Here is a 15,284-nt window from a genome sequence, read left to right as displayed (position 1 = left end):
GGTCAGGCGGCAGTCTTGTCCCATTCGAACGCCGGGTCCAGCCAGTCGCCCAGGCGTTCGCCGCGATCCAGGGCGTCCATCCGCTGCATCTCCTCATCCGTCAGGGCGAAGTCGAAGATGTCGAAGTTCTCGCGCGCGCGGCTTTCCTTGGTGGTGCGCGGGATGGCGATGATCCCGTGCTGGATCAGCCAGCGCAAGGTGATCTGGCCGTTGGTCTTACCGTGCGCGCCGGCGATCTCGCTGATCGTGGCGTCGTCGGCGATCTTGCCCTGCGCCAGCGGCGACCAGGCGGTGATCGACGATCCCAGCTCGGCCGCGGTGGCGACCAGCTGATCAACGCCCAGATACGGGTGATGCTCGACCTGATCGGTCAGCAGCCGCGCCTTGGACAGGCTCTGCGCCTGGCGGAACTCCTTGGAAGGGAAGTTGGACAGGCCGATCGACTTGGTCAGGCCCTGGTCCTTGGCCTCGTTCAGGGCGCCCAGCGTCTCTTCGAACGTCGGCGTCGTCTTGGGCCAGTGCAGCAGCAGCAGGTCCGGCGTCATGCCCAGGCTGTCGGCCGATTCCCTGGCCTGTTTCAGCAGGGCGTCGTGGGTGAAATGCTCGACCCAGATCTTGGTGGTCAGGAAGATGTCCTCGCGCGCCACGCCCCCAGAATCGACAACGTCCCGGATGCCTTCGCCGACCGCCTTCTCATTCTTATAGATCCAGGCCGTATCGATGTGGCGATATCCGATCCGCAGCGCCTCAGCGACCATGCGCCGCGCATCTTCCGGCTCCAGCTGCCAGGTGCCGAAGCCGAGCAGGGGGATTTCGATACCGTCGACGGTGATCGTGGGTTGGTCGCCGTAAGCCATGGGGCGCTCCTTGGGCTGGGTCCGCTTGAGGGGCGTTAGGCGCCCGACCCCGCTCCGGTAAGGTCCGGATGCGCCTTGGACAGCTTTTTCGGCGCGATCCGACGCCATCGCTTCTCAAGCGCGGCCCTCAGCCAGACGGGATCGACGCTGGCGATGCGGGCCAGGACAATGGGATGGTCGCGATAGTGGTCGGTGAAATGAAAGGTCGCCGGGTCCATTTCGATCAGCAGTTCGCGCTCATCCCGATTGTCCAGATGCACCACGATGCTGTCGTCCAGCGCCGGGCGCATCCAGGTGAAGAACTTGCCCGCCACCTTGAACGACGGCTCGCCATAGGACACGCCGTCCTCCACGCCGGGAAACGACAGCAGAAGGGCCCGGACCTCGTCGTGGGTCATCGGTCGGTCAACCTCAGTCAGCCAACTTCAATAAGCCAGCGCGATCCCGTCCTTGCGCATCTCGGTCGCCGCGCCATAGGTCCAGCGCCCGCCGGGGTTCATCTGTTTCATGACGTTCTGATAGCCGCCGAAGCCGCCGTCGGGTTCGCCCAGCGTCCAGCCCATGGCGCGCAGCTGGGCCTTAGTCGCCTCGGGCACGCCGCTTTCCAGATGCAGCACGCCGGTTCCTTCCTGCGGCTGGCCGGTCGGTTCGGACGAGCCATAGTGTTGCCAGCGCGGGGCGTCGCCCGCCGCCTGGGGCTCCAGCCCGTAATCGACCATGTTGATGATGATCTGGGCCTGGCCCTGGGGCTGCATGGCGCCGCCCATGACGCCGAACGCCATCCACGGCTCGCCGTCCTTGACCGCAAAGCCGGGGATGATGGTCTGGAACGGGCGCTTGCCGGGCGCATAGATATTCGGATGGCCGTCGGTCAGGGCGAACAGCTCGCCACGGTCCTGAAACATGAAGCCCAGCGGTTCGGAGCCGTTGTCGGGCGCCAGGCCCGAACCCATGCCGCGATAGTTGGACTGGATCCAGCTGACCATCATCCCGTCGGCGTCGGCGACGCTGAAATAGGTGGTGTCGCCGTGGTGCGGCGCATCGCCCGGCATGACGCGGTCCATGACCCGATCGGGCCGGATCAGCTTGGCGCGCTCGGCCGCATAGGCCTTGGAGTTCAGCCATTCGACCGGCGTCTTGGAGAATCGGTCGTCGGCGAACCAGCGCGCCCGGTCCTCGAACGCCAGCCGCTTGGCCTCGGCCTGGACGTGCAGCGAGGCGGCGGACTGGAAGCCCATGGATTTCAGGTCGAACTGTTCGCAGATGTTCAGGATCTGGTTGGTGCTCAGCCCCTGCGTGTTCGGACCCAGGCCGAAGACATCGACCCCGCGATAGTTGGTCCGGATCGGCTCGACCCATTCGGTATGATGGGCGGCCAGGTCGGCGCGGGTCATCCAGCCGCCGATCCGCTTGAAATAGGCCTCGATCTGATCGGCGATGGGGCCGTTGTAGAAGGCGTCGCGCCCGCCCTCTGCGATCATCCGCAGCGTCTTGCCCAGATAGGGGTTGGCGAAAATCTCGCCCACTTTCGGCGTCGCGCCGCCGGCGGCCCAGATGCGCTTTCGGTTCTCGTTTTCCTCGATCGGGATCTGGCCCCGATCAAACGCAGCCATGTTGCGTTCCAGATAGTAGGCGATGACCTGGGGCACGGGCACACCCTGTTCGCACAGTTCGGCGACGGGCAGCAGCACCTCTTTCCACGGCAGCTTGCCGTACCGCTGGTGCGCGCTCCACCAGGCGTCCACCGTGCCCGGCACATTGACCGTCACCGCGCCATAGCGGGGCAGATAGCCGTCGATGGCCTTTGATCGCGCGATCTCCAGGCTGAGGCCCCGCGGACTGGCGCCCGATCCGTTCAGCCCGACGACCTTCTTCTGTTTAGGGTCCCACAGCATGCAATAGGCGTCGCCGCCGATGCCGTTGGCGACCGGCTCCAGAAAGCCCAGGGCCGCATTGATGGCGATGGCCGCATCGATGGCCGATCCGCCGCGTCTTAGGGTGTCGATGCCGATCAGGCTGGCCGCCGGATGCGCCGTCGCCGCCGCCCCGTTCGCGCCCCAGACGGTCGAGCGTCCCATGAACTTCGGTCCCGAAATCCGGTCGCCGATGCCGACGCCGGCATAGGGGTCAGCCGGGCGAGCGGGAGCGGGCGCCGCCTTGGTCGGCTTGGCGGCGGGAGAGGCCTGCCGGGCCTGGGCTGCGGTCGCCGCCAGCGCGCCGGCAGGCAGGGCGGACAGGAAGGTGCGACGACGCATAGGCGGACTCCTCGAACAACCGATGCGGCATCAAGGGTGCAGTCGATCGATCCGGCAAGCCTTGCGACAAAGAAAAAGGCCGCGTCCCTTTCGGAACGCGGCCCAAATCCTGGAAAAGGACGAAGATCCTATTCGATGTCTTCGTTCAGCAGGCCGACCTTGAAGAAGCCGTTCTCCTGCATCTTGTTCATGACTTCCATGAACTGCGAATATTTCACTTCCGGCTGGGCGCGGACGAAGACGCGCTCTTCCTGGCAGGCGCCGCCGCCCAGGGCGGTGCAGACGTCGGTGGCCAGGTTGTCGATCGAGGTTTGCTTGTCCGACAGGAACAGCTGACCGTTTTCCTGGATGGTGATGTACACCGGTTCCTTCTGATCCTCAGGATTGGTCGGTTGCTGTGCGGGCGGCAGGTCCAGACGGATCGACACGGTCGCCATCGGCGCGGCGACCATGAAGATGATCATGAGCACCAGCAGAATGTCGATGAACGGCGTGATGTTGATATCCGCCGTCTGTTCGATCGTGTGCTTGTCCCCGCCGGAACCACCGAGCTTGGCAGCCATGCATCGTCTCCGTTACTCGCCGGCTGCGTTCCGCGCCGACATTTCCCTATGGATCGCCCGAAGGCTTGATCGGTTCTTGGCGTCCCGATGCGGGCTTGTAAAGCGGTTCTAAACGATCTGCCGTTCCCGAACGTCAATTATACACGACAGAGGGACGACGGTTCGGCCTTCAGGCCTTGGCCAGCTTCAAAAAACGGTCCGCCAGGGCAGGATCGTCCTTGAAGGCGCCGGTGAAGCGGGTCGTGATGGTCGAAACGTGCCGATGATGCACGCCGCGCGTGGTCATGCACTGATGCTCGGCGTCCACCAGCACCGCCACGCCGCGCGGCTGCAGGTGCGATTCGATGGCGTCGATGATGTCGTTGGTCAGGGTTTCCTGGTTCTGCAGGCGCCGCGCATAGATCTCGACGACCCGCGCCAGCTTGGAGATGCCGACCACCTTCTCGCCAGGCAGATAGGCGACATAGGCCTTGCCGAGGAACGGGGCCAGGTGGTGCTCGCAGTGGCTCTCGACCTCGATGTCGCGCAGGATGACCATGTCGTCATAGCCGGTCACGTCCTCGAAGGTGCGGCTCAGTTCCTTGCCCGCATCGGCGTCATAGCCGTCGAACCATTCGCCGTAAGCGTCCACCACCCGCTTGGGCGTATCGATCAGGCCAGGACGGTCGGGATTGTCGCCGGCCCAGGCGATCAGGATGCGCACGGCCTCCAGCGCCTGTTCGCGCGACGGGCGTTGCACGGTTTCGTCGCTGACGAGGACGGGCTTGGCGGGGGTGACGCTCATGAACTCGATTTCCGGCCGGGGCGGGCGGGTCGCCCGGTTTACCTTCTACAATCCGTCGGGACTGTATATCAGGCCGCTATATGGGACAGACCGTCCGTCCCGCAAGAAAACCCGCTAAAGACTGATCCATGCCGCTGCACATCCACGACACCCTGCGCCGTGAAAAGCGCCTGTTCGAGCCCCGGAACAAGGATCGTGTGACCCTCTATGTCTGCGGCCCCACGGTCTATGACTACGCCCACATCGGCAATGCGCGCCCGCCGGTGGTGTTCGACGTCCTGGTGCGGCTGCTGCGCCGGACCTATGGCGCGGACAAGGTCCTCTACGCCCGCAACGTCACCGACGTGGACGACAAGATCAATCAGAAGGCCGCGCGCGAAGGCGTCCCGATCGGAGAGGTCACGGCCCGCTACGAAGCCGCCTATCTGGCCGACATGGGCCTGCTGAACGTCACGCCGCCCGATATCGCGCCCCACGTCACCGACTACATCCCGGCCATCATCGATCAGATACAGGCCATTGTCGACGCCGGCTGCGCCTATGCGGCCGAGGGGCACGTCCTGTTCGACGTCTCGTCCTACAAGGCCTACGGCGCCCTGTCGGGTCGGAACCTGGACGACATGATCGCCGGCGCCCGCGTCGAGGTCGCGCCCTATAAGAAGAACCCGCACGACTTCGTCCTGTGGAAGCCGTCCAAGGCGGACGAGCCGTCCTGGCCGTCGCCGTGGGGCGAGGGGCGTCCCGGCTGGCACATCGAATGCTCGGCCATGATCGAAAAGACCTTGGGCCTGCCCATCGACATTCACGGCGGCGGCATCGACCTGGTCTTCCCCCACCATGAGAACGAGATCGCGCAGGGCGTCTGCGCCCATGGCCATGCGCATGGCGATCAGGCCCATGACGAATACGCCCGCTACTGGATGCACAACGGCTTCTTGACCGTGGACGCCGAGAAGATGTCCAAGTCGGTCGGCAACGTCCTGCTGCTGCACGACCTGGTCCAGGCCATGCCGGGCGAAGTCGTCCGCTGGGCGCTTCTGTCGGCCCACTACCGCCAGCCGCTGGACTGGAACCAGGGACTGTTGGACCAGAGCCGCAAGAACCTGGATCGGCTCTACGGCGTCCTGCGCGACGCCGATGCGGCCTTGGCCGACTTCGACGAGGCGACGCTGGACGAGGCCGAGAGGGAACTGGCCGAAAACGCGCTCGATCCCGTTCTGGACGCCCTTGAGGACGACCTCAACACGCCGGGCGCGATCGCCCAGCTGTTCGGGCTCGGCAACGCCCTGCGTGAGCTGCTGAACGACGCCGAGGCCGACATCAACGATGTCGCTATGGCGCGTTGGAGCCTGAAGGAAGCGACGGGGCTGCTCGGCGTCCTGTCGCTGACGCCGGACGCCTGGTTCGAGGGCGGCGATCCCGCCCTGAAGGCGGAGGTCGAGGCCCTGCTGGACCAACGCGCCGCCGCCCGCGCCGCCAAGGACTGGCCAGAGGCCGACCGCATCCGCGACCGCCTGAACGCCCTGAACGTCGTCGTCATGGACGGCCCCGACGGCGCCACCTGGCGCGTGAAGGGGTAAAAACAGCGTCTCCTCCCCGCTTTGCGGGGAGGGGGACCGCGAAGCGGTGGAGGGGTTCTTGAAATCCTACCGGCGCCTGCGATGCGGTGAAGAGCCCCTCCGTCTCTCCGCTGCGCTTCGAGCCACCTCCCCATGAATGGGGAGGAGACGATGCTCAGCCAGCGCAATGCCGCTGGTCCATTCCCAGCGATTTCAAACGCTTGCCGATTTATGTCTCCCTACTCCCATCCACGGGGTCAAACGGCCCCATAATAGCCCCGTCTCGTCGCATGGAGGGCTCGTAAGGCCTGCGACCTTGCGGCGGCGAGAGCGGATGGAACGGGGGCGATGGTGAAATCCCATCGCGGCGCCGGGGCTGATCGGTCGGGGAATCGCCCCGGCGTCCGCAGTCGCGTCGCAGGGTCGAGGGGGATACTCGGCCGCACCGGGGATCGGGGATCGCTGCTCCGACCCGCCCGTCGCAGGCTTATGGGGTTAGGCGATAAGACCGCCACCGCTCGGCGCCCCGAGCTTGCAGGCCAACCACCCGCGCGGAGCGTCAAATCCTTCGTCGAAACGGTAACAACACAACAGAACTCCGGGCGAAGGCCCGGCGCTCCGCCCAGCCCTCCATCCTCTTCGCCCAGCGAAAAGGCAGGAGCGCCGAATCATGCCCGGAATGAAGCCCTTATCCCGCCCGGCGGATCAGTTCGTCCGCCAGCGCCGGCGTCAGATAGCCGTCGGCGATCCGGCCGTTGGCGATCTGCCAGCGACGCAGGGCCGCGCGGGTGTTGGAGCCGATCACCCCGTCGACGCCCTGGGTGTCGTAACCCAGCTGCGTCAGGGCGCGCTGCGCCCCGATACGCTGATCGCGCGTCATCGACGGATCGTTGGGCCAGGCCTTGGTCAGCCCCGGCTTGCCCATGATCCCGTCCGCCGTCAGGCCGATGGCCAAGGCGTAGGACACCGAGTTGTTGTAGCGGCGGATCACATAGTGGTTCGGCAGGGCCAGGAAGGCCGGACCGTTCGCGCCCTGGGGCAGCAGAATGGTCGCTTCTTCCAGCGCCTCGGCGCCGTTCGGGGCGCCGCCTTGCGCCAGGCGAACGCCCTTGGCCGCCCAATAGGCCCAGTTGTGTTTCGGGCCTTCCGCCTCGGCATAGTCGAAGCCGGAGGGCAGGGTGACTTCATAGCCCCAGCCCTGACCGCGCTTCCACCCGGCCTGGGCCAGCAGGTTGGCGGCGGACGCCAGGGCGTCGGCGTCGTCGCGCCAGATGTCGACCTTGCCGTCGCCGTCCTGGTCCACGCCCAGGCGCAGATAGTTGTCGGGCATGAACTGGGTCTGGCCCATGGCTCCGGCCCAGCTGCCCTTCAGGCCCGCGCGCTCGCGCCGGCCGTCCACGACGATGTCCAGCGCGTCCTTCAGCTGCCCCTCGGCCCAATCGCGCCTGCGACCGTCGTAGGCCAGGGTCGCCAGCGAGCGGATCACGTCATAGTCGCCCTGCACCTGACCGAAGGCGCTCTCTTGCGCCCAGACGCCGACCAGGATTTCGCTGGGCACGCCGAATCGTTGAACCACCGACCACGGCACCCGGTCGATGCGCTGTTTGGCCTGAGCGATTCGGACCGGGGTCACCGCATTCTGCACATAGGCGCCGGCGGGTTTGGAGAATTCAGGCTGGTTGCGATCCAGGCGGATCACCGTCGGATCGGGCGTCAGCCCCTCCAGTTCCCGGGCGTAGTCCGCGCGGCGGGCGCCGCCCTTGCGCGCCAGGAAGCCCTGTTTCCAGCCCTCGAAACCCTGCTGGTCATAGGCGGCCAATGGCGGCGTCTGGGGGGCGGGGGCCGGCGTCGTGACCGGCGCGCCCGCCTGGGGCTGAGGCTGGGGCGTCGGCAGGTTCACCTGCGGCTCGGGCAGCATGGGCGCGCAGGCCGAGACGCAGCCGATCAGGAGAAGGCGGTAGGAAAAGCGCATGAGATTCAAACTAGAGCCCCCGGGGTCAGACACGAAATGACATCCGCGCGAACGGCCATTTCGACGCCCTAAAGCGCGCGCCGCGCGAATGCGTTGCCTCGCTGTTCCCCGCTCGGGTGTAAGGCGCGCCGTTAACCACCTTTGTATTGGACGCCTTATGCGTGTGTGTCGTAATGACGCACCAGCTCTGACGGCCTGATGGCGGAGCGGCGACGCGGCGGGCGTGCAACCCCGTAAACCCTCCGTTCGACTCGGAGGTCAGGCCTCCATAGTTTTCTAAGCGTGCTATCGCGCTTTGCGCTACTTGAGCACGCGAAGTGAAAGGCTTCACCAGGCAGACGGGGACTGGGTTTTCTGCGGTTTCGGCCTTTGGCGGCTTGACCTTCCGAACCCCTCTCTCTATACGACCGCCTCCGCCGCGATCCGACCGGGTCAGCGGCTTTCTTATTGGTTTCTTTCAGGACGTCCGACCATGAAGGTCCGTAGCTCGCTCAAGTCGCTGAAGACCCGCCACCGCGACTGCAAGGTCGTGCGTCGCAAGGGCGTCGTCTTCGTCATCAACAAGACCGACCCGCGCTTCAAGGCGAAGCAGGGCTAAGCAGCGTTCGCTGCGCGCCGCTTCGGCGGCGTGCGCACGCTGGATCGCGCTCAAGCAGCCCGAAGGGCGATAGCGCGCTTGAAAGATGACGATCCACAGGCTGCGGATTTCTGTCCGCGGCCTTTTTCGTGTCCGCGGTTGTCGCGCGCCTGTCCGCAGGGTTAGCGTCCGCGCCTGATTTCTGGAGTATTCCCCATGGCTGACGACGCTTCGTTCGACGGTGGTTCCGACGTTCTGACCGCCACGGCGCAGGGCCGCCTTCGCACCATCATCGAGCGCCTTGAGCGTCTCGAAGAGGACAAGCAGGCCGTCATGACCGACATGAAGGAGGTCTTCGCCGAGGCCAAGGGCGAGGGCTACGACGTCAAGATCCTGCGCAAGGTCATCCGCATCAGAAAGCAGGACAAGGCCAAGCGTCAGGAAGAGGACGCCATCCTGGACCTCTATCTGTCGGCGCTCGGCGAGATCTGAGGCTGACCCGGCTTGAAGCGCACCCCCTTCAAGCCAGGAAGCGGGCTGTCGCGATCAGGCGGCCTGAAAGGCGATGGCGCTTCAAATCTGCGCTCAAGCAGCCCGAAGGGCGGTAGCGCCAAAAAAGAGACGCTGCTGAGCCCTTGGGATCAGCAGCGCGAGGCGGCTAAACGCGCTGCGTTGAATGCCTTAAAGCGCGCTCGCCGTGCGGCGGATAAGGCGGGCGTTTCCCTGTCCGAATGGGAAGGCGAGTTCATCGATTCGGTCAGCGAGCGCGTGAAAACTCACGGCCGCGCCTTCGCCGACCCCGAAAAGGGCGCACCGGGGCAAGCCCTGTCGGCGATGCAGGGCCGCAAGCTGAAAGAGATCACCGCCAAGGCCAATGGCGAAGAGCCGAAACGGCGGTGGGGCAGGAAGCCGTCGGAGTGATCGTCTCCTCCCCGCTTGTGGGGAAGGGGACCGCGCAGCGGTGGAGAGGCTCTCGAATCTCCAAAGGCGCTATGATGCGGCGAAGAGCCCCTCCGTCACGGCGCTAAGGAGCGCCGCGCCACCTCCCCACGATGTGGGGAGGAGACGGTAACCCTCAGCCCGCTTCCTTCAGTTGACCTTCCAGGCCCTGTTCGCGGACCTTGCGATACAGGGTCGAGCGGCCGATGCCGAGGCGGCGCGCGATCTCGCTCATATGACCGGCATAGACCTCGATGGCGTGCTGGATCAGGTCGCGTTCGATGTCTTCCAGCGTGCGCAGATGGCCGCGCTCGTCCAGGATGCGGATCGGCTGATCGACCTGCGCGGCGGCGTCGGTCTGAGCGCCGGCGGCTGTTGCGGCCTGCAGAGGCTGGGCGTCGGGCATGGGGGCGGCGACGCCTGAAATCGCGGGGAAATCGTGCGGCTGAAGGAAGGGCGCATCAGCCAGGACGATCGCGCGGAACACCGCATTTTCCAGCTGTCGCACGTTTCCGGGCCAATCAAACCCTTGCAGCAGAGCCAGGGTCTCAGGCGCGCATCCGGCGATCCGCTTGCCCTCCTCGGCGTTGAAACGGGCGATGAAGTGATCGACCAGGGGCGCGATGTCCTCGCGCCGGTCGCGCAAGGACGGGGCCTCGATCGGGAAGACGTTCAGGCGATAGAACAGATCCTCGCGGAAGGCGCCGTCCTTGACCTGCTGGGCGGGGTCGCGATTGGTCGCCGAGACGATCCGCACATCGATCTTGACCGGGCGTTTGCCGCCGACGGGATCGATCTCGCCTTCTTGCAGCGCGCGCAGCAGCTTGACCTGCATGTCCAGCGGCAGTTCGCCGATTTCGTCCAGGAACAGGGTGCCGCCGTCCGCTTCTCGGAACTTGCCCAGCGTCTTATCCACGGCGCCGGTAAAGGCGCCCTTCTCATGCCCGAACAGGATGGATTCGATCAGATTGGCGGGCAGGGCGCCGCAGTTGACGGCGACGAAGGGCTTGCCGGCTCGGTCGCTGGCGCCGTGCAGGGCGCGGGCGATGACCTCCTTGCCGACACCGCTCTCGCCGGTGATCAGGACGGGGATCGAGGATTTGGCGGCCCGGGCGCCCAGCGCCTTGACCATGCGCATCGGCGCGCTATCGCCCACGATGTCGTTGAAACTGGTGCGACCCTGAACGCGTTTGGTCAGGCGCCCGACCTCGGCGGTCAGGCGCTTCATCTGCATGGCGTTGCGCACGCCGACCAGCAGACGTTCGGGTCCGACCGGCTTGACGAAGAAGTCCTGGGCCCCGGCCTGCATGGCCTTGACCACCATGTCGATGCCGCCGTTGGCGGTCAGGACGATGACCGGCTCATTGATCCCGGCGCTGCGCAGTTCGGCCAGGCATTCCAGCCCCGACATCTCGGGCATGACCATGTCCAGCAGGATCAGGTCGGCCCCGCCGCCGCGCGTCATCCGGTCGATGGCCTCGCCGCCGCTGGCGGCATGGACCACGGCGTTGCCGTCCCGCTCCAGCACGGCCTGAATCAGCCGGCGCTGGGTCGGATCGTCGTCAACGACCAGGATGGTCTTGGCCATGAAAATCCCTTGTACTGTCGCCCAACCCGTCACGGATGGATCGTTTCGGGACGATTCCTAGGGTGGCGAGGTGAAAATCGGGTGACACGGCGTGGTGAGCGTCCCGTTAACGCGGCTCGGTTGCGTCGCATCGCACCTCGGGGGTGGCGCGCAATCTTTGGCCATCGACGACCAGGTCGGGCAGGGCCGCCGGCGCCGTCGCGACGCCCTTCGACAGGCCTTCGTTCATCCGCTCGGCATTGCGCCCGCAGGTGAAGCCGTATCGGCCCGTCACGCGCCATTGGCCCTGGGCGTCCTGATCGAAGGCGACGATTTCACGAGCCGTGGCGACCAGCAGATCGGTTCGTCCATCGTCGTTCAGGTCCATTGATCGTACGACGCAGGGGGCTTCCGCATTGCAACTGAACAGCACGTCCACCTGCGCGTCCAACTGTTCGACGAAGCTGGCGGGGACGGATTGGCCATCGGCGGCCTTCAGGCGAATGGCGGCCTTGCGCTCTTGCCGTCCCTGCGCGGTATCGCCGGACGGCCAGGGGCGGGCCTGGGCGGCGCGGGCGTTTCGCGCGATGCGAGGATCGGTTGAGGCGGCCAGACGTCGCAGCGCCGCCTCGCCGGCCTTGCCGCTCTCGAATCGCAGGAAGTCGTAGTCGAACGTGTCAGCGGACACCGCCCCCCGCTGCAAGCGTGCGACCTGATCCTGCACCGAGAGGCGGGCGGGATCGGCCAAAGGGCTGAACAGGGCCAGGATGACCAGGACCGACAGGATCGCCGCGACGACATTGGTCCGCTCCAGCGGCTTCATCCAGCCCGGTTTCATGGCCGCCAGCAGATAGCCTGCGCCATAGACCGCGCCGACCAAGGTGCAGGCGGCGGCGATGATCCGATCGGGCGTCAGGCCGTGCTGGCCGATCCGCAAGGCCAGCCCCCAGGCGGCCAGAGCGATCAGCGGTGCGATCAGGACGGACGCCGCCCGCACGCCGTATCGCAGGACAACCGGCGGCAGATTGTCGGCGCGCCCATCCTGATAGGCCGTATTGATCAGCACGATCAGGGCCGCGGCGGCCGACAGCACTAGGGCGGTCGCACTGCGCGTCTCCCACAGGCCGTCCAATCCGGTGAAGGGCAGGGCGAGGAGGAAGCCGCCGACCAGGACCGTGATCACCAGCAACAGCCAGGACAGCAGCATCAAGGCCACCGTCCGCACGCCCCGGATCAGCCCGTCGCGCACATCGGTCAGCTGGACCGCGGTGGCGAAGACCAGGGCCGTGACGGGAATGGCGAACCACGCCTCGCCGAGCAGGTGCTGCAGAAAGGCCAGGCCGATCATCTTGAACAGGGCCGCGCCCAGATGCAGCAGGATCCAGAAGGCGCCGGTGAAGCCCAGAGACAGGCCCAGTTGCACCCCTGCCTTCCAGGCGATGTCGAAATAGTCGGGGTAATCGACGATCCAGCGTCGTTCGCGGATCGCGGGCACGATCAGGTGATGGGCGATGAACAGGGCCGCCGCGCCGAAGGCCAGCACGGGGAAGCTCAGGAAAGGCGGCTCCGCATGCGGCTTCAGCACCTGGCGGGCGACGTCGTGGGCGCCTAACAGAGCCAGCACGCCGGCTGCGGCGGCCGCCCAAAGGATCAGGGCCAGCAGCTTGATCCGACCTACGCCGGCGAGAACCACCACCGGCACATAGCCGGCCGCCAGGGCCAGGGCGCCGAACACCACCGGCTGGGTTTGGGGCCAGACGCGGCTGTCGGCCGCCAGATACAGCAGATAGAGCGCCAGCCCCTGAACCAGACCCGTCGCCAGCCGAATCGCAAACAGGGCCGAGGCCCCGCCAAGGCCCGTCCGGCCGGTGTCATGCTGCAGGGTTTCGGTCATTCACGCGTCTCCGAAAGGCAGGATTGCACGGGCCGTGACGCCGAGAAAGCGCAAGGGGCGGTTGCGGCCGTCGCTGCGCATCCCCAGAACAGGGGCATGAACGCTCCCTTCAAGACGCCCAACACCGAAGCCCCGCTATGGGACCTGACCGACCTCTATGCGTCGCGCGACGACGCCAAGGTGGCCGCCGATCTGGACAAGGCGAGGGGTCTGGTCGAGGCGTTGAACGGGCTGAAAGGCCGGCTGGCGGCGGATCAAGACGCCCAGGCGCTGGGCGAGGCGCTGGACCGGGCGATCCAGCTTTACGAGCAGGCGTCCGATGTGCTGGGCGCGCTGGGCGCCTATGCCTTCCTGTCGGCCTCGACCGCGCGCGACGATGCGACGGCGCAAGGGTTCGAGGCCGATGTGCGCGAGAAGATCTCCGCCATCGCCACCCCGACCGTCTGGCTGACGCTGGAAATCAATCAGATCGACGATGCGGCGCTGGAAGAGGCGCTTACCGCCCATGCGGGCGCCGCGCGCTGGCGGCCTTGGTTGCGGCGGGTGCGGGCGATGAAACCGCACGAACTGTCGGCCGAACTGGAAACCTTCATCGCCGAGCGCGGCCCGATCACGGCCCAATGGCCGCGCCTGTTCGACGAGCAGCTGGCCGCCCTGCGTGCGAAGGCTGGCCACGAGGAACTGACGCTGGCCGAGGCGCTGAACCGCCTGTCGGACGCCAAGCCCGCACGCCGCAAGGCCGCCGCCGAGGGTCTGTCAGAGGCGCTGGCCGCCCGCGCCCCGACCCTGGCCCTGGTGCTGAACACCGTCTCCGCCGACAAGGCGATGGAGGATCGCTGGCGCGGGTTCAAACGTCCCGCCGACAGCCGTCACCTGGGCAACGAGGTGGATGGCGAGGCGGTGGATGCGATGGCCGAGGCCGTCGCCGCCGCCTATCCGCGCCTATCGCACCGCTATTATGCGCTGAAGGCCAAGGCGATGGGCAGGGCGCGCCTGGATCACTGGGACCGTAACGCCCCGATCGAGACGACGACGCCGCGCGCCTTCACCTGGACTCAGGGGCGCGAGATCGTGCTGGACAGTTTTTCGGACCTGGGCGGCGATTTCGCCGACCGGGCAGGCGGCTTCTTCGACAAGCCCTGGATCGACGGTCGGGCGCGGCCGGGCAAGCAGTCCGGCGCCTATGCCCACCCCGTCACCGCCGACCGCCACCCCTATGTTTTCCTGAACTGGATGGGCGAGCGGCGCGACGTCCTGACCCTGGCGCACGAGCTGGGTCATGGCGTCCACCAGACCCTGGCGGCCGATCAGGGCACGCTTCTGGCCGACACGCCCCTGACACTGGCGGAGACGGCGTCGATCTTCGCCGAAGGGCTGACGTTTGATCGTCTGCTGGCGACCGCGCCGAAGGCCGAGCAGCGCGGCCTGCTGGCCGGCCGGATCGAGGATGGTCTGAACACCGTCGTGCGCCAGATCGCTTTTCACCGGTTCGAGACCCGCTTCCACGACGAGCGCCTGCAGGGCGAGGTGTCGCAACAGCGGATCAATCAACTGTGGCTTGAGGAAATGGGCGCCTCGCTGGGGCCGTCGGTCAAGCTGAACCCGGGCTATGAACACTGGTGGGCCTACGTCAGCCACTTCGTCCATTCGCCCTTCTATGTTTACGCCTATGCCTTCGGCGACCTGCTGGTGGCGGCGCTGATGGAGGCGCGTCGCAATGATCCGGCCGGGTTCACGCCCCTTTATCGCGAGCTTCTGGCCGGCGGCGGATCGCGAACCTATGTCGAGGCGTTAAAGCCGTTCGGTCTGGACCCGCGCGACCCGGCCTTCTGGAGCGTCGGCTGTCAGAGGCTGGAGCGGCTGGTCGATCAGTTCGAGGCGCTGGCCTGACCAGGGCATGACTGCGGGCTTGAGCGGGGCGGTCGCCTCGGTGTAAGTCCGCGATAACGACGAGGGGATTCCACGAATGGCCGACCTGCACGACACCGCCAACGCACCTGCCGACGCCGATGCGCAAGCCTATCTGCACGGCCATATGGAAGTGCGCGAACAGGTCTCGACCTACCGCCTGTTCCTGAACCTGGCCAAGTGGGGCAGCCTGGCCATCGCCGTGCTGCTGCTCTTCCTGACCCTGTGGTTCCACCCGGGCGGCAGCTTTATGGCCGCCGTCATCGGTGCGGTCGTTCTGGGCGGCGTCGGCTTCGTGGCGCTGAAGTCCAAGCCCGGCGCCGCGCACTGAGCCTTGCATCGGATCGCCTTGCGGCGGTCTGAAATCACGCGCCCTCGCCAAGCTTTGGCATAACCGTGCTTTGACGGC

The 15,284-nt window shown here is 66.4% G+C and carries 14 protein-coding genes; 6 read left to right on the top strand and 8 right to left on the bottom strand.

The window, feature by feature from the left end; all coding sequences use genetic code 11:
* Positions 1-2 precede the first annotated feature (2 nt).
* The 5 genes from ABIB58_RS09025 to folE form a co-directional block, all read right to left on the bottom strand.
* Positions 3-857, bottom strand: coding sequence for an aldo/keto reductase (locus ABIB58_RS09025; protein WP_045810314.1), 855 nt, complete (start codon positions 855-857; stop codon positions 3-5).
* Between the two features lie 35 nt (positions 858-892).
* Positions 893-1,255: an MmcQ/YjbR family DNA-binding protein gene (locus ABIB58_RS09020; RefSeq protein WP_045810313.1), complete on the bottom strand. Its 363-nt coding sequence runs from the start codon at positions 1,253-1,255 to the stop codon at positions 893-895.
* A gap of 27 nt (positions 1,256-1,282) precedes the next feature.
* Entirely contained in the window at positions 1,283-3,112 is a 1,830-nt protein-coding gene (locus ABIB58_RS09015; RefSeq protein WP_045810312.1) for a gamma-glutamyltransferase family protein, read from the bottom strand.
* A gap of 128 nt (positions 3,113-3,240) precedes the next feature.
* Positions 3,241-3,675: a biopolymer transporter ExbD gene (locus ABIB58_RS09010; RefSeq protein WP_354040414.1), complete on the bottom strand. Its 435-nt coding sequence runs from the start codon at positions 3,673-3,675 to the stop codon at positions 3,241-3,243.
* Between the two features lie 169 nt (positions 3,676-3,844).
* Positions 3,845-4,459 carry a GTP cyclohydrolase I FolE gene (folE, locus tag ABIB58_RS09005; RefSeq protein ID WP_354040412.1) on the bottom strand — a complete coding sequence of 205 codons (615 nt, stop codon included), beginning with the start codon at positions 4,457-4,459 and terminating at the stop codon, positions 3,845-3,847.
* 128 nt (positions 4,460-4,587) lie between these two features.
* On the opposite strand from folE, the gene cysS reads away from it, so the two are divergent.
* Positions 4,588-6,039, top strand: coding sequence for a cysteine--tRNA ligase (cysS, locus tag ABIB58_RS09000; RefSeq protein WP_354040410.1), 1,452 nt, complete (start codon positions 4,588-4,590; stop codon positions 6,037-6,039).
* A 667-nt stretch (positions 6,040-6,706) separates the two neighbouring features.
* Here the strand turns inward: cysS and ABIB58_RS08995 are convergent.
* A complete protein-coding gene (locus tag ABIB58_RS08995) occupies positions 6,707-7,990 on the bottom strand; it encodes a lytic murein transglycosylase (RefSeq protein ID WP_354040407.1) in 1,284 nt (427 codons plus the stop codon).
* Positions 7,991-8,462: 472 nt separating this feature from the next.
* Here ABIB58_RS08995 and ykgO point away from each other — a divergent pair, with 472 nt between their 5' ends.
* The 3 genes from ykgO (at position 8,463) to ABIB58_RS08980 (ending at position 9,488) form a co-directional block, all read left to right on the top strand.
* Positions 8,463-8,588 (top strand): type B 50S ribosomal protein L36, encoded by a 126-nt coding sequence (gene ykgO / locus ABIB58_RS08990; RefSeq protein WP_008263184.1) that lies wholly within the window; start codon positions 8,463-8,465, stop codon positions 8,586-8,588.
* A 195-nt stretch (positions 8,589-8,783) separates the two neighbouring features.
* Positions 8,784-9,059, top strand: coding sequence for a nucleoid-associated protein GapR (gene gapR, locus ABIB58_RS08985; RefSeq protein WP_017505946.1), 276 nt, complete (start codon positions 8,784-8,786; stop codon positions 9,057-9,059).
* Positions 9,060-9,191: 132 nt separating this feature from the next.
* Complete coding sequence (locus ABIB58_RS08980) at positions 9,192-9,488, top strand: hypothetical protein (RefSeq protein WP_039245675.1); 297 nt, start codon at positions 9,192-9,194, stop codon at positions 9,486-9,488.
* Between the two features lie 154 nt (positions 9,489-9,642).
* Here ABIB58_RS08980 and ABIB58_RS08975 read toward each other — a convergent pair whose 3' ends face one another.
* Entirely contained in the window at positions 9,643-11,094 is a 1,452-nt protein-coding gene (locus ABIB58_RS08975; protein ID WP_354040404.1) for a sigma-54-dependent transcriptional regulator, read from the bottom strand.
* A 106-nt stretch (positions 11,095-11,200) separates the two neighbouring features.
* Positions 11,201-12,967, bottom strand: coding sequence for a DUF4153 domain-containing protein (locus tag ABIB58_RS08970; RefSeq protein WP_354040402.1), 1,767 nt, complete (start codon positions 12,965-12,967; stop codon positions 11,201-11,203).
* A 96-nt stretch (positions 12,968-13,063) separates the two neighbouring features.
* Here ABIB58_RS08970 and ABIB58_RS08965 point away from each other — a divergent pair, with 96 nt between their 5' ends.
* Positions 13,064-14,857, top strand: a complete 1,794-nt coding sequence (locus ABIB58_RS08965; protein ID WP_354040400.1) for a M3 family oligoendopeptidase — start codon at positions 13,064-13,066, stop codon at positions 14,855-14,857.
* Between the two features lie 76 nt (positions 14,858-14,933).
* The gene (locus ABIB58_RS08960) at positions 14,934-15,206 is read left to right on the top strand and encodes an aa3-type cytochrome c oxidase subunit IV (protein ID WP_017505952.1); all 273 of its coding nucleotides are present in this window, start codon (positions 14,934-14,936) and stop codon (positions 15,204-15,206) included.
* Positions 15,207-15,284 lie beyond the last annotated feature (78 nt).

The organism is Brevundimonas sp. UYEF29, assembly GCF_040546195.1.
In the GTDB taxonomy this organism is placed as follows: Bacteria; Pseudomonadota; Alphaproteobacteria; order Caulobacterales; family Caulobacteraceae; genus Brevundimonas; species Brevundimonas huaxiensis.
Note: the sequence above shows the minus strand (reverse complement) of the source record. Positions and strands in the feature narration are given on the sequence as shown.